Origin of the sequence: Coralliovum pocilloporae (assembly GCF_030845175.1) — a bacterium.
Taxonomy (GTDB): Bacteria; Pseudomonadota; Alphaproteobacteria; order Rhizobiales; family Cohaesibacteraceae; genus Coralliovum; species Coralliovum pocilloporae.
Genome location: NZ_CP132542.1, coordinates 2,217,500 through 2,231,223, shown reverse-complemented (window position 1 = coordinate 2,231,223; position 13,724 = coordinate 2,217,500). Strand labels below are relative to the sequence as shown.

General features: G+C 55.7%; 11 protein-coding genes and 2 tRNA genes. 10 read left to right on the top strand and 3 right to left on the bottom strand.

Translation table 11 applies throughout. From position 1 onward, the window contains the following. The first annotated feature begins 159 nt into the window (after nt 1–159). From RA157_RS10385 to RA157_RS10370, 4 genes are all read left to right on the top strand, one after another. The gene (locus RA157_RS10385; protein ID WP_350333051.1) at nt 160–1,497 is read left to right on the top strand and encodes an HlyD family type I secretion periplasmic adaptor subunit; all 1,338 of its coding nucleotides are present in this window, start codon (nt 160–162) and stop codon (nt 1,495–1,497) included. A 181-nt stretch (nt 1,498–1,678) separates the two neighbouring features. After that, nucleotides 1,679–2,758 (top strand): DUF2336 domain-containing protein, encoded by a 1,080-nt coding sequence (locus tag RA157_RS10380; protein WP_350333050.1) that lies wholly within the window; start codon nt 1,679–1,681, stop codon nt 2,756–2,758. 192 nt (nt 2,759–2,950) lie between these two features. Then, the gene (locus RA157_RS10375) at nt 2,951–3,274 is read left to right on the top strand and encodes a PilZ domain-containing protein (protein ID WP_350333049.1); all 324 of its coding nucleotides are present in this window, start codon (nt 2,951–2,953) and stop codon (nt 3,272–3,274) included. A 122-nt stretch (nt 3,275–3,396) separates the two neighbouring features. Then, the gene (locus RA157_RS10370; protein ID WP_350333048.1) at nt 3,397–4,716 is read left to right on the top strand and encodes a protoporphyrinogen/coproporphyrinogen oxidase; all 1,320 of its coding nucleotides are present in this window, start codon (nt 3,397–3,399) and stop codon (nt 4,714–4,716) included. A gap of 219 nt (nt 4,717–4,935) precedes the next feature. Here the strand turns inward: RA157_RS10370 and RA157_RS10365 are convergent, their stop codons facing one another. After that, nucleotides 4,936–6,120 carry a DegT/DnrJ/EryC1/StrS family aminotransferase gene (locus tag RA157_RS10365; RefSeq protein WP_350333047.1) on the bottom strand — a complete coding sequence of 395 codons (1,185 nt, stop codon included), beginning with the start codon at nt 6,118–6,120 and terminating at the stop codon, nt 4,936–4,938. Nucleotides 6,121–6,428: 308 nt separating this feature from the next. Here RA157_RS10365 and RA157_RS10360 point away from each other — a divergent pair, with 308 nt between their 5' ends. From RA157_RS10360 to RA157_RS10350, 3 genes are all read left to right on the top strand, one after another. Next, the gene (locus RA157_RS10360) at nt 6,429–7,415 is read left to right on the top strand and encodes a LysR family transcriptional regulator (RefSeq protein ID WP_350333046.1); all 987 of its coding nucleotides are present in this window, start codon (nt 6,429–6,431) and stop codon (nt 7,413–7,415) included. A 120-nt stretch (nt 7,416–7,535) separates the two neighbouring features. Continuing rightward, nucleotides 7,536–9,956: a GcvT family protein gene (locus tag RA157_RS10355; protein WP_350333045.1), complete on the top strand. Its 2,421-nt coding sequence runs from the start codon at nt 7,536–7,538 to the stop codon at nt 9,954–9,956. A 126-nt stretch (nt 9,957–10,082) separates the two neighbouring features. Continuing rightward, a tRNA-Gln gene (locus tag RA157_RS10350) sits at nt 10,083–10,157 on the top strand. A 102-nt stretch (nt 10,158–10,259) separates the two neighbouring features. Here RA157_RS10350 and RA157_RS10345 read toward each other — a convergent pair. Together RA157_RS10345 and RA157_RS10340 are read right to left on the bottom strand one after the other, a co-directional pair. After that, a complete protein-coding gene (locus RA157_RS10345) occupies nt 10,260–11,003 on the bottom strand; it encodes an amino acid ABC transporter permease (RefSeq protein ID WP_350333044.1) in 744 nt (247 codons plus the stop codon). A 17-nt stretch (nt 11,004–11,020) separates the two neighbouring features. Next, complete coding sequence (locus RA157_RS10340; RefSeq protein WP_350333043.1) at nt 11,021–11,773, bottom strand: amino acid ABC transporter ATP-binding protein; 753 nt, start codon at nt 11,771–11,773, stop codon at nt 11,021–11,023. 255 nt (nt 11,774–12,028) lie between these two features. On the opposite strand from RA157_RS10340, the gene RA157_RS10335 reads away from it, so the two are divergent. The 3 genes from RA157_RS10335 (at nt 12,029) to RA157_RS10325 (ending at nt 13,716) form a co-directional block, all read left to right on the top strand. Continuing rightward, entirely contained in the window at nt 12,029–12,820 is a 792-nt protein-coding gene (locus tag RA157_RS10335) for a transporter substrate-binding domain-containing protein (protein ID WP_350333042.1), read from the top strand. Between the two features lie 15 nt (nt 12,821–12,835). Then, a complete protein-coding gene (locus tag RA157_RS10330) occupies nt 12,836–13,486 on the top strand; it encodes a glutathione S-transferase family protein (protein ID WP_350333041.1) in 651 nt (216 codons plus the stop codon). A gap of 153 nt (nt 13,487–13,639) precedes the next feature. Then, nucleotides 13,640–13,716, top strand: a tRNA-Pro gene (locus RA157_RS10325). Nucleotides 13,717–13,724 lie beyond the last annotated feature (8 nt).

Here is a 13,724-nt window from a genome sequence, read left to right as displayed (position 1 = left end):
GCCGACTGCGGCAACCTCAAGCCGACCAGTCTTAGGGCCTGATCCTGGCAAACCATTAAACCATGGTGAGCAGTCTCAACGGTTTTAACAACACTTCCTTTACCCTATCAGGTGCATACTCATTCGGATTACGCGTCACGGTCTAGTATTGAGTCAACCATGACAAAGAGCAGCAAGAGCAAAAGCCATACGGATGGGTTCAGTCCGAACAGACTGACCTTGCCGCTTGTGCTTGAGAAAGAAAGGCCGCCGAAATTGTTTCGCCGGTTCCTTCTTGGTGCCTCGCTGTTTGTGGCTGGTGCCATGGCCTGGTCTGCAATGACCACTATCCACGAGGTGGCTCTCGTGGAGGGCAAGGTTGAACCGGCAGGCCATATCCGGTCTATCCAGCATCTTGAAGGCGGACAGGTCGATCAGGTCTTTGCAAGCGAAGGCCAGATCGTCGAAAAAGGCACACCTATTCTCAAGTTGCTGCCAGTGGCCAGCACCAGTGACCTGGAGCAGCTGGTTGTGCGTGCGCAGGGCCTCAAGGCGACGGTTGTCAGGCTGACAGCCCTTCTGGAAGGCAGGCGCCCTGATTTCTCGTCCCTCAAGATCTCAGATGATTTCCGTGACCGGCAGAAGGCCCTCTATAATGTGGAGTGGTCGCAGCATATCAAGGATAAGAAAGCACTCCTTACCCGGCTGAGACTGCGTGAGACAGAGCACGAGAACGCCAAGAAAAACAGAGCCGCCTATACAGCCCGTCTCGAGATTGCAGCTGAACAGTTGCAGATGGCCGAAGAGCTCTTCAAAAGAAAAGTTTCATCCCGTGGGGCCGTCCTGGACGTAAAAGCACAGCATGGCGAACTGTCCAGTGATCTGGCGTCTGCAGAAGGTCAGGTTCTGACCACAAAGCAGTCGATTGAGGAAATCCGGGCAGAGATTGAAAAGCTGACGGCTGACTTCAGACAGCGGCTCTCCCGTGAACGCGCAGAAGCTGATGCATCGCTGAACGAGACCCAGACCCAGATCGCTAAATTCGAGGATCGCGTCCATCGCCTGACGGTAACGGCACCTGTACGCGGTATTCTGCAGGAGCTGAAATACAAGGCTTCAGGTTCGGTTATTGCACCAGGCGATGTGGTTGCTCAGATCGTCCCACTTGGCGAGCGCATGGTGGCTGAGGTTCGTGTCCAGCCCAACGATATCGGCCATGTGCAGGAAGGTGCACCTGCCGAGGTCAAGCTCACAGCCTTCGATCCGTTTCTCTATGGAACGATCAATGGCGTTGTGAACTCGATTTCACCGTCCACCTTCACAACCGAAGAAGGCGAGCCTTATTACAAGGCCCAGATCAGCATGGATCGTTCATCGCTGACTCGTGGTGGCAGGGATTATCCCATTCTGCCAGGCATGGTGGTCCAGGCCGATATTATCACCGGCAACAAGACGCTGGCCCGCTATCTTCTCAAACCGATCTACCGGTCTATCGATTCAGCCTTTACAGAACGCTGATCGCGCCCGGCGCTGTACCTCTCGACACACAGCGCCATCAACGCTTCTTTAACGATAGAAACGGCTTTACCGATTTCCGGTTATTTTGAAATTTTGCTACCGGTTTGTTTACCCGTATGGGTTAGCTTCATAGTCAGAGCAGCCAGAAAGGCTCTCCTGAATATTAAGTGGGGCAAGCAGAATGCTAGACAGACTAACGGCACTGGCTTCAGATACATCAAGCGAAAAGCGCCGTGAACTCCTGTCAGAGATCTCGGATCTCTTCCTGACAGATTCCGAACTGCATTCAGATCGGGAGATTCTGCTCTTCCGAGACGTTCTGACCCGGATGCTGGATCTGGTCGATGTGGATGCTCGTGAACAGTTTTCCAATGTATCAGCAAACAATGCCTGCCTGCCTCGCGAACTGGCCCTTAAGCTGGCCAATGATGAAATCAACGTTGCCGAGCCGATTCTGAAGCAATCGCCGGTGCTGACCGACAACGACATGATTTCCATCAGTCGCGACAAAGGTGACGAGCACCGGGTCGCGCTTGCCAAACGTGAAACCCTGAGCGAGCCTGTGACTGACGCCCTGCTTGAGCATGGCGGAAAGCCGGTCTGGCAGGAGGTCTCCTCCAACAAGGGTGCCTGCTTCTCTGAGAACGGCATGAATCGCATGGCCGAAGAGGCCTGCCATGATGACGTCCTCCGTGACAATCTGGCCGAACGGCACGATCTGCCGAAAAATGTGGCAGAGCAATTGCTGCCTATCCTGCCGCCGGATGCCAAGGACCGTCTGGCACGGCTGTTCCAGTTGGATCATGACAAGGCGGAAAAGCTGCTTGATGATGCCCAGTTCAAAGCACAGGCTGAAAGCCTGGCGACACGGCAGGACAGGCTCGATGCCCGTATCCTGATCCGCAAAATCCAGAATGGCCAGATTTCTCTTGATGACGCTGTGAATGATCTCGCTGATCATGATCAGATCAGGGAAATAGCCCTTGTTCTGTCAAGTGTGGCAGAGCTGCCGGAATCAGTCGCCAATAATGTCTTGCTTCAGGTGAAAGACGAACCATCAATTGTGCTCTGCCGCTCGGTTGACCTGTCCGATGGATCCTTCCACAAGGTGGCTCTTCTGCGTGCAAGGAAATTGCGCCTGCCTGAGTCAACGGCTCATCGTTCACTGTCGGAATACAAGAAAATCGACCTGCCATCTGCACAGCGGGCCATCCGATTCGTTAAAATGCGGCAGGCAAATACGCTGTCAATTCCACGCTAGATCCGACATTTTAGCTTCCGTACATGTGAACTATCTGTGATATAAACACCCGATTTTTGAACCAAAGTCCTCTGAAATAGACGGTTTTGGTAAAATGCTACCTTTGGCATTAAGTGTTTTGAAAGCAGCTTTGCGGCATAGTTGAGCAAACGGCGTAGGGGTGCGCATTTTAACGGCAGTATGAGGCCAGACATGCAGGCAGAACAGAACGAGCAGCGGCAGGGATCCCGTCGACGTGTTCTTAAAGCGGCCAAGATCGTTTACAGCAACTCCGCATTTGTAGTCGATTGCGTGATGCGTGATGTTTCCGATCAGGGCGCAAAGCTGAAAGTTGATGAATCTGTCGAGATTCCAAGTCATTTCCAGCTCTATCTCAAGGCGGACAAAATCGTCTATGATTGCCAGCGTAAATGGCGCAAAGGTTCGGAGCTTGGCGTCGAGTTCATCGGCGAGGCAAAGGCGATTGGTAGCTCAGGATCATCCCGCATTGAACAGATCGCTCGACTGAGTGTCTGAAGCACTGCTTGACGCTACACCCAAGACATATCAACCTCGGTCATCTGATCGGGGTTTTATTTTGTCTGCGAATCCTATCAGAACGTGATGCAGGATAAGAAAACGGGAGCAAAAGCGTATTCATGTCATCCGCTGTCATTGTCGGTGCCGGGTTGGCCGGGCTGTCTACCGCACTCAGGCTTAAGGATGCAGGATATGATGTCACCGTTCTGGAAGCCAATGACAGACCGGGAGGGCGGGCCCAGACCATAACCGGTCCCGAGAATATCGGCCCTGTCGATGTGGGCACACAATATTTCCACAGCAACTACAGCCGGGCCCTCTCCCTCATCAAACGCTGCGGGCTTGCGGATGATCTGTTCACGATCAAAGGCAAGACCCGTTTCTTTGATGACCGCGTCCCGTCCGGCTCCTTCACCACCGGGCACCGCATCCCGACAATCAGGTCCGGTGACCTGATGGACAATCTCAGGCTGTTGCTGAAAGGCAGCTGGCTGATGCTCCGTCACCGGATTGACCCCTACGGCATCAACACCCCTTCTCCGGTAGACAGGCTGTCGGCCTATGACGTGATCCGCGACCCGTTTGAGCGAGAGTACAATATCCGCTCACTCGTGGCCGCAGGCGCGCTCACGGAGCCGGATCACAGCGACATCTCACTGCTGCATGTGGTCCGTCTGATGCGGATCATCGTGATGACCGATTATCTCGGATTGAAGGGTGGCATTGCCTCCCTCCATCACGCGCTCGCCGACCTGGTCGACCCGCTCTATGATCGTCGCGCGATCAGTCTGGTGATGGACAATGGCAAGGCCGTTGCTGTGGAAACGGACGATGGCTCTACCCATGAAGGCGCTCATGTCGTGCTGGCAACACCGCCTGCCATCACAGCTGATCTGCTCCCCAGAGACTATGCTGAAGAACGGGCCTTCCTGCAGTCGGTAAAGCAACCTCCGGCCGTTGTTGTGACCCTGTTTCTCGATGAGGAACTTGAGCCTGGAATCTGGTCCTACATGTTCCGGCCTGACCCGCTCCGGATCGTCAGTTTCTGCATAGATGCCAGCCAGAAAAATCCTGCTGCGCGAATTGACAACAAGTCAATTCTGCAGGCCTGGATCTGTCATCCGGCCTCTCAAAGTTCGATGGGTTTGAGTGATGAGATTCTGTCCATGCGCGTGGTTGGTGAACTCGACCAGCACTTCCCAGGCCTGTCAGGAAAGGTCATCGAAACCCATGTGACGCGGCATGCCCGGGCCATCCCGCAAAACCCGCCAGGCTATCAGGGGCAGGCGCTGAAATTTCTTCAAGCAATGAATCAGCGCCCTGGCCTTCATGTGTGTGGCGATTATCTCTCGGGCGGTTATATGGAGTGCGCCTTGTGGAGCGCTGACCAGGTTGCCATGCACATTCTTGCTGGTCAGGATAACCCGTTCATATCCTAAACAAACAGATTCAAATACTTTAAGTAATCTGTTTTTCTACAATAACATCAATATATTGACTCACCTTCTTCAACAAGGCGAATCATTACATCAGGTTCTCTCAACAAGTGATTCAAAAGCTGATGCGAAGCAGAATGAAGACCCTCAATCTGTTGTTTCAGTCCTGAATGAATCGATTCAGATGAAACAGACATCCGGTCAGGTTATTCACACGTCAGCTCAGATTGCTCCACGCGCTTCAGCGATCAATTCGCCGATCAGGCGGCAATCATCAACAGAGAAGGTCAGTGGTATGCGCATATCGCAGAGCCGTGTCAAGACGGCATCTGTTTGCGGCAGGGACTGTGCACAGGCATAGCGCCAGCTGTCATGGCGGCTTGTGTATCCGGCAGGCTGGGCTGCTCCAAACCACTTGAGTTCAACGCCACGTCTGAGACATTCAGAAAGGAACTTTTCTGTTCCCTCACCATCTAGATCATCGAGCAGAAACTGGATGGAGCTGCCCACGTAGAATTCCTTCTCCGGTCGCATGGGGACGGTAATTCCGGGGCATGCTTCAAGGGTCTTTTCAACGGCCCTGTAACGCTCGTTCCAGCGTTCGACCTGGCGGTCCAGATCAGCCAGTTGCGGGCGGAGGATAGCCGCCCTGAGATTGTCCATTCGACCGCTGCAGTTGGGTGTCACATAGCGGAGTTCGGCAAACTGTTCCGGTCCCGGTGCAGCCTCGTGCCGCTCATAGAGCATATAGGATCCGGACAACAGAATGGCCTGTGCAATCAGCTCGGGGTCATCTGTCGTCAGCAGCCCCCCCTCACCTGAATTGATATGCTTGTAGGTCTGGGTACTGAAGCAGGCAGCCTTGCCGAACGATCCGCTTTTGCGTCCACCCCAGTTCGCCCCCATCGTGTGGGCGCAGTCCTCAATCAGGATCAGGTCATGCTCATCAACAAGGGCCATCAGCGCATCCATGTCGACCAGATGTCCGCGCATGTGTGACAGCATCAGGAAGCGGGCTTTCGTGTCGCGGGCCTTGCGGGACAGATCGTCCAGATCGATAACCAGGTCGTCTGTCACCTCGACGAAGACCGGATCACCTCCGGCATTCCTGATGGCACCGGGGACAGGTGCCAGTGTAAAGGCATTGGTCAGAACCACATCGCCCGGTTTGAGTCCGGAAGCCACCAGAGCAATATGAAGGGCATAGCCACCGGATGCGCAGGCAAGGCAATAACGCGCCTCCTGATAGCGGGCGTAGTCCACTTCCAGCAAAGCGGTTTCAGACAGCTCATCTCCCAGCGTGTTGTAGCGATGCAGACGACCGTGCTGGAGGACGGTCACTGCAGCCTCAATGGCTTCTGGCGACAAAGCCTCCTGCTGTGTGAACTGACCGTTGAACCGCTTCATCGGATTATCCTCCATCCGCTTGAACAGACTGACTGCATTTATTGGCCTGAACAGATCATCTGAACAGACAGCTGAGCTGGCCAGTCACGCACCTTAGACGAGACAAAAGGCCAATGACCCCGATATCTCATCTGTTCGCCAGATTCGAAGCGCCCGGTCAGGAAACCGAAACAGCGACTTCCGGGCAACGTCCGGCCTGATCAATGCCCATGACGCGATGATGGTTTGACGGCGGCTGCAAGTTCAGTCAACACTGGCCACAAAGGTCGAAACAGGTCAGGCCGCAGACAAATAAACGGATAACAAGAATGCCGACCACAAACCATGTCACACTCTGGGGTCTTGAGATCTTTCTGGCCGTTGCCGAGACCGGCTCTATTTCCCATGCCTCGGAACAATTGTCGGTCAGCTCGGCAACCGTGTCCCAGCAGATCACCAATCTTGAGCAATCGCTCGGCCTCAAGCTGCTGGACCGCATGGCCCGCCCTATTGTCCCGACCCCTGCCGGGCGGATCGCTCTTGAATCCGCAGAGCGGATTATCGGTGATATCCGCCTGATGAAAGCGCGGCTGACCGACTGGTCAATTTCAGCCCTGCCCAGCTTGCGGTTTGCCATGATTGACGAGTTCGAGGCAGGTGTGACCCCGGATCTCGCAAGCGAGCTGACGCGGCAATACCGCGACGGGTCTTTCGAGATGTGGTCCGGCGGCACGCGCGACTGCATGGAAGCTTTGGCCAATCGGGATGCAGATCTTGTGGTCGTGGCGCGCACCGATGATCTTGACGACAGTTTTGAACAGCACGACCTCCTGCGCGAGCAGTTTGTTCTGGTGACAAGCCCCGGCCTGCTCAAGACCGGCAGTGATCCGATGGATGTGCTTCGGCGCAGCCAGTTGATCCGTTATGCCCGATACCTGCCCATGGCGCGGATGGTCGAAGCCCATCTGGGGCGGGTCAAACTCAAGGCACCTAAAACACTGGAATTCGATTCAAGCTATTCAGTGTTTGCTGCCCTGAAACAGGCTAAAGGCTGGACGCTCTCAACTCCGCTTTCCTACGCGCAGTGCCAGCGCTTCCATGGCGAGCTGGATGTGATCAAACCGCCCTTCCCTGGCCTCAGCCGGACCATCACTCTTCTCGCCCGGAAGGATGAGCTTGGTGAGCTGCCACGCGAGTTCGCCAATCTGATGAGACGTCTGATCCGCAAGCAGTATTTTGCCGAAGGAGCGCTTCACGAGACAATTGGCAACTGGCTTGAACTGCTTGACGATCCGGATGGACAACAGAGCGTCTGAAATGTGTTTCCGAACTGCCTGTTCAGGAAAGCTGAACCTCATCTTCCCTGATTGACGCCCGATACACTTATCGCGCAGCTTCTGCGGTAACAGTCAATCTTCGACGGAGACCGGTTCAGGATGAAAACACAGACGCGCGTGGTGGTGATCGGCGGCGGGATCGCCGGATGTTCAACGCTCTATCATCTGACCCAGGAAGGCTGGACAGACGTGATGCTGGTGGAGCGCGATGAGTTGACCTCGGGCACCACCTGGCACTCTGCTGCCCAGGTCACCAATTTCGGCGCGGTCCAGACCATGGTCGGCCTGAAATCTCATTCCATTCGCCTTTACAAGGAACTGGCTGAAGACCCGGATTATCCGATCAACTATCACCATGCCAGCGGCGGCATCCGCCTTGCCTCAACCCAGGACCACCTGGACGGCTATCACCATTTTGTCTCCATGGCGAAAGGCATGGGCGTCGATTTTGAAGTCATTGATGCGGAAGAATGCAAGAAACGTCACCCACTGATTGAGACCCATGAGCTTGTCGGCGGGCTGTGGGACCCACTGGATGGCGATATTGATCCGGCCCAGCTCTGTCAGGCTCTTGCCCGTCGTGCCCGCAATGCAGGAGCTGAAGTGGTGCGGTTCAATCCGGTAGAAGCCCTGACACAGAAAGCCAATGGGGAATGGATCGTCCACACCAGGCTTGGCGATATTCATTGCGAGATTGTTGTCAATGCCTGCGGCTACCGGGTCAATGAAGTGGGTGCGATGATGGGTGTGCACCATCCGGTCATGTCGATGGAGCACATGTATTTCCTCACTGAGCCCATCCCCGAGATCGAGGCCATGGACCACAGGGTGCCGCTGCTGCGAGACCCACTGGATGATTTCTATTCCCGCCAGGAGAAGAACGGTCTTCTGGTCGGCATCTATGAGCAGGGCTGCAAGACCTGGGGCATGGATGGCATTTCGCCTGACTTCACCAATGCCCTCTGCCCCAATGATCTCGACCGCTGTCTGGACAATATGGAACGGGTCTTCATGCGTTTGCCGTGCCTCACGGAAACCGGCATTCACACGGTGGTCAACGGTCCGATTACCTACACGTCCGACGGCCTGCCCCTGGTCGGGCGCATTCCTGGTGTCCGCAACGCTTTCTCAATCATCGGCCTGCGTGCCGGTCTGGGCGAAGGCGGCGGTCATGGCAAAATTCTGGCTGAGCTGATTGTGCATGGGGAAAGCGAATGGGACACATGGTGTCTCGATCCCCGGCGGTTCACGCGCTATGCCAATGTGGAATATACCGCTCTCAAGGCCATTGAGGACTATCAGAACGAGTTCCGTTTCCATATGCCGCACGAGCACCGCCCTGCCGGACGGCCTGCCAAAACCACACCACTCTACGCGGTTCTGGATGGCATGAACGCAGAGTTCGGCACCGTCAATGGCTGGGAGCGGGCAACCTATTTCAAGCCGGATGCAGAGTTCGAGGAACAGCATTCCTTCCGTTTCAACAATACTCACGATCTGGTGGCATCTGAAGTGGATGCCGTCCAGAACCGTGTCGGCATCATGGAAGTTTCCGGCTTCAACCGGTTCGAGATCTGCGGTGAGAATGTTCACGACTGGCTGGACGGTCTCAGTTGCAGCCGGGTGCCAAAGAAGGAAGGCAAGGTCGGGCTGACCTATTTCCTCTCGGAGCACGGCAATATCCGGGCCGAAGCCACCCTGGCCAATCTTGATGACAACACAGTCTGGTATGGATCAGCTGCTGCGGCTGAATATCACGACATGGACATGCTGCGTGACCATCTGCCGGATGACGGGTCGATTACAATCAAAAGTCTGACCAATGACTGGACTATTCTGGTTCTCGCAGGTCCGCTGTCGCGCACGGTTCTGGAAAGCGCCTCCCCCCGTCAGGACTGGTCGTCTGCGGGCTTCCCGTGGCTGTCAGCCCGTCGCTGCTTCATCGGTTCTGCCGAAGCTGTGGTGATGTCCGTGAGTTTCTCCGGCGAGCTGGCCTATGAGATCCATGTGCCCAACGCCCAGCTCTACCTTGTCTGGAAGCTGCTGAACGAAGCAGGCAGGCCCCATGGCATCACGCCGTTTGGCCTCTACGCCACAGAAAGCATGCGGCTTGAAAAGGGCTACAGGCACTGGAAAGCGGATCTGATCACCGAGTTCAATCCGATTGAAAGCAACCTCAAACGTTTTGTTCAGAGCGGCAAGGACTTCTTCGGTAAAGAGGCCATGGACGCGCGCGTTCAAGCCGGCTTGCGCAAGACTTTTGTCACACTGGTTCTCGATTGTGATGATGCTCCGGCGCATCCGGGCGACTCTCTCATTCTCGATGGCAGAGTTATCGGTACAGTCACCTCTGCCGGTTGGGGACACCGGACAGGCAAGAACATCGCAATGGCCTTCATGGACCCGGCACACGCCGCACCCGGCACAGAATGCCACGTTCAGATGCTGGGCCGGATGACGCCTGCACGCGTAGTGGATGACTGTCTCTACGACCCGCAGAACGAGCGCGTGAAGGGATAGTCTGTGCTCCACAAACCGGCTTCTGATCCACAGGTGAAAAAAGACTGGAAAAGCCGGTTGAAGCAGACAGGGGAACGGGGTATAGAAGCCCCCACCTTTTGGCGGCAGATGTGATTTGTCGCCTGTTGGGGCGTAGCCAAGTGGTAAGGCATCGGTTTTTGGTACCGTGTATCGCTGGTTCGAATCCAGCCGCCCCAGCCACTCTCTTCCCGGATATTCAGAGACACATTCAGCCAGGCCAGAGCTCGCGCAGAGGTAAATTCTTAAAGCACCGCTGCCAATTCACGTGAAAGGTCTGGTGCTTTAGCGCTCCTGATCCGCATTCATCCGCCGTTCCAGCCAGCGAACGCCTGCGGACACCAGCAGGATCAGCACCAGATATTCGAGCACCAGGATCGAATAGATCTCCAGCGGCCGATATTCAGACACTACCAGCTCGTTGGCTTTGCGGGTCAATTCCTGCATGCCGATGACCGAAACCAGTGAGGACATCTTCAGCATGTAGACAAACTGGTTGCCCAGTGCAGGCAGAATACGTCGGATCGCCTGAGGCAGGATTACGAACCGCATGGTATCGGTATAGTTGAGCGAGATCGAATGGGACGCCTCATACTGTCCCTTGTCAATGGACTGGATACCGGCACGGAAAATCTCAGCCTGAAACGCACTGTCGGACAGGGCAAGGGCGATGACACCGGCCCAGAAGACACTGATGGCAATGCCCGCAACCTGTGGCAGACCGTAGTAAACCCACAGGATCAGCACCAGAATGGGAATGGCCCGAACGATTTCCACATAAGTCCGGTTGAACCAGCGCAGTGGTCGCCTGGATGAGAGACCCGGCAGAGCAACCGCCAGCCCGACCACAACAGAGATACTGATTGCTGTGAGCGACAACAGGATCGTGTAATAGGCTCCGCTCAGCAGGAAAGACAGATTACGGGCACCGGCAGGTGTGGACGGATCAACCACATACCAGCCCCATTGATCACCGGCACAGCCGCCCAGCACCAAAAACAGCGGAAGACACAGAAACATACGGCGCATGAGTTTCGTCCTTCCGCTCAGTGCTGCAGGATTTTCTGGAGGAAATCGCGACAGCGACGGCTTCCCGGCGCGGTGAAGAACTGCTCCGGTTCTCCCGTCTCGACAATCTCGCCGTGATCCATAAACACCATCTTGTCAGCCACCTTGCGGGCAAAGCCCATTTCATGGGTCACACAGATCATGGTCATGCCGGAGCCGGCAAGCTCTGTCATCACATCCAGCACCTCGTTGATCATTTCCGGATCAAGAGCCGAGGTGGGTTCATCAAACAGAAGAATCCTCGGCTGCATGCAGAGAGACCGGGCAATCGCCACACGCTGCTGCTGACCACCTGATAACTGGCGCGGATACTTGTCGGCCTGATCCGGGATCTGAACGCGCTCGAGATAATGGCGCGCCAGATCATCAGCCTCCTGCTGGGCCATTTTGCGGGCACGGACCGGGCCAAGGGTCAGGTTCTGCAGAACCGTGAGATGCGGGAACAGATTGAACTGCTGGAACACCATCCCGACGCTTGAGCGGATCGCATCCATCGACGCCTTGCTGCGGGTCAGCTCAGTCCCATCCACATGGATTGTGCCACTGTCATGCTGCTCAAGCCCGTTGATGCAGCGAATAACCGTGGACTTGCCGGACCCGGATGGCCCGCAAATAACCACACGCTCACCTGCGGCCACATCAAGCGAGACTGCCTTGAGCGCCTGAAAGGTATTGAAATACTTGTTCACATCCTTCACGCGGATGATCGGGTCAGATGCCCCGGCTTCCATATCCCGATTCTCCCAGCAGTCCTGCTTTGTAATCTGAGTGTTAGGTACGATGCGTATGAGAAAAGCACTACACTTTTGTGTGATACCAAAGGTTCAGATTCGCCTATTTTATCCATTCTAACGCTCTCTGAAACAAAGAAAGAACGAAATGAGCGGATCTGCCCTCTCAATCAATCGGAAAACGGGGTCAAAGGCCTTGCATTCAGAATGCACTCGGGCACTATTGGCACCGAATGAACCAATGTTCTGGAGGAAATGATGCGACTTTTTCACGCCCTTGCGGCATCTGCATTGCTTGTTTTGTCTGCGGCCCAGGCCCAGGCGCAATCGGTGCTTCAGGAAATTCTCAGCGAAGGCGTGCTGAAAGTGGGAACCACCGGTGACTGGAACCCGATGACCATGAAGGATCCGGCCACCAACTCCTATCGCGGCTATGATATCGATGTGATGACCGAGCTGGCCAATGACCTTGGCGTCAAGCTTGAATTCGTACCGACCGACTGGAAAACACTGGTCAGCGGCGTCACCTCCGGCAAGTATCACATGACCGGTTCTGCCTCCATTTCCCCGGCCCGTGCCAAGGCAGCCGGTTATTCCAACAGCTATTTCTCGCTCGCCACCGTGCCGCTGACCCTGAAGAAGAATGCAGACCGCTTCAAGGACTGGGCAGATCTGGACAAGGCGGATGTCAAGGTTGCCGCCACCCTTGGCACCACTCAGGAAAAGCAGGTGAAGCAGTTTTTCCCCAATGCCCAGCACACGATTGTAGAAGCTCCGGCCCGAGACTTTCAGGAAGTGCTGGCCGGACGGGCTGATGCGCACATCACCTCCAATGTGGAAGCCAACAAGTTGGTCGCCAAATACAAGAACATGATGATTGTGCCGGTCTCGAAGCCGAAATCTCCAACACCGATTGCCATGTTGCTGCCCCAGGGCGATCAGGTCTGGATCAACTATGTGAATACCTGGATCCAGCTGAAGCAGGAGCGCGGTTTCTTCGACGAGCTTGGCCGGAAATGGCAATTGCTGAGCGAAGGCAATTCCTGATCAGGATCCCGGTTCATGCTGACAGTCTACACGTCACCCGAAAGCCTCTACTGCGCCAAGCTGCGCGTGGGCCTGCGTCACAAGAGGCTGGACTGGCAGGAGACAGAACCATCTGACGGCTGCGGATCTGAGGACTATCAGGCCCGCGTCCCGTCAGGCACCCTGCCCGCGCTTCTGGATGGTGATCTTCTGCTGGCGGATTCAGAAGCCATTCTGGAATATCTCGACGAGCAATATCCCGAACCGGCTCTTCTGCCTGGGACACCGGCTGAACGAGCCCAGGCACGGGAGCGGGCGCGGTTTCATGATACGCGACTGGAACCAGCCCTGCGGGCCTTCTTTCCCTATGTCAAACCCGAGCAGCAGCATGCTGATGCCCTGCCTCGCCTGTGTGACATGCTGAACCTGCGGCTCGACCAGTTCGGCCGGCTGCTGGAATTGTCGCCCGTTTTATGGGGCAAGGGCCTGACCATTGGCGATTGCGGTTTCCCGATCACGTTTGCCTGGATAGATGTCTTCTCACACCCCTTAAGCCTTGATGTAGTCTGGCCGGAGCCGGTCACAGCCTATCGCACCTGGCTTGCAGAACAGCCCGCCGTTGAAGCCGAACTCGCCGCCTACAGGCCGCATATGATGGACTGGGTAAACGGACGCGGGGTTCTTTGATCCCGCGCCCTGCCCCTCGGCGCACGCTTCATTCAAAACCTGCTGCGAATATTGCAAACCCGCCCTGGGCCATCTGTGAAAAACAGCGAGGCGTCTCACAAAGCAGACTTGCACAAGCGCCCCCGGCAAGTTATAAGCCCGCTCACTGGTTGACGGAGTGTAGCGCAGCCTGGTAGCGCACCTCGTTCGGGACGAGGGGGTCGCAAGTTCGAATCTTGCCACTCCGACCAGACTTCTC

Bases quoted from the DNA above. Each gene is read 5' to 3' on its own strand.
- RA157_RS10385 (WP_350333051.1), top strand. From the start codon at position 160: ATGACAAAGAGCAGCAAGAGCAAAAGCCATACGGATGGGTTCAGTCCG.
- RA157_RS10380 (WP_350333050.1), top strand. From the start codon at position 1,679: ATGCTAGACAGACTAACGGCACTGGCTTCAGATACATCAAGCGAAAAG.
- RA157_RS10375 (WP_350333049.1), top strand. From the start codon at position 2,951: ATGCAGGCAGAACAGAACGAGCAGCGGCAGGGATCCCGTCGACGTGTT.
- RA157_RS10370 (WP_350333048.1), top strand. From the start codon at position 3,397: ATGTCATCCGCTGTCATTGTCGGTGCCGGGTTGGCCGGGCTGTCTACC.
- RA157_RS10365 (WP_350333047.1), bottom strand. From the start codon at position 6,120: ATGAAGCGGTTCAACGGTCAGTTCACACAGCAGGAGGCTTTGTCGCCA.
- RA157_RS10360 (WP_350333046.1), top strand. From the start codon at position 6,429: ATGCCGACCACAAACCATGTCACACTCTGGGGTCTTGAGATCTTTCTG.
- RA157_RS10355 (WP_350333045.1), top strand. From the start codon at position 7,536: ATGAAAACACAGACGCGCGTGGTGGTGATCGGCGGCGGGATCGCCGGA.
- RA157_RS10345 (WP_350333044.1), bottom strand. From the start codon at position 11,003: ATGCGCCGTATGTTTCTGTGTCTTCCGCTGTTTTTGGTGCTGGGCGGC.
- RA157_RS10340 (WP_350333043.1), bottom strand. From the start codon at position 11,773: ATGGAAGCCGGGGCATCTGACCCGATCATCCGCGTGAAGGATGTGAAC.
- RA157_RS10335 (WP_350333042.1), top strand. From the start codon at position 12,029: ATGATGCGACTTTTTCACGCCCTTGCGGCATCTGCATTGCTTGTTTTG.
- RA157_RS10330 (WP_350333041.1), top strand. From the start codon at position 12,836: ATGCTGACAGTCTACACGTCACCCGAAAGCCTCTACTGCGCCAAGCTG.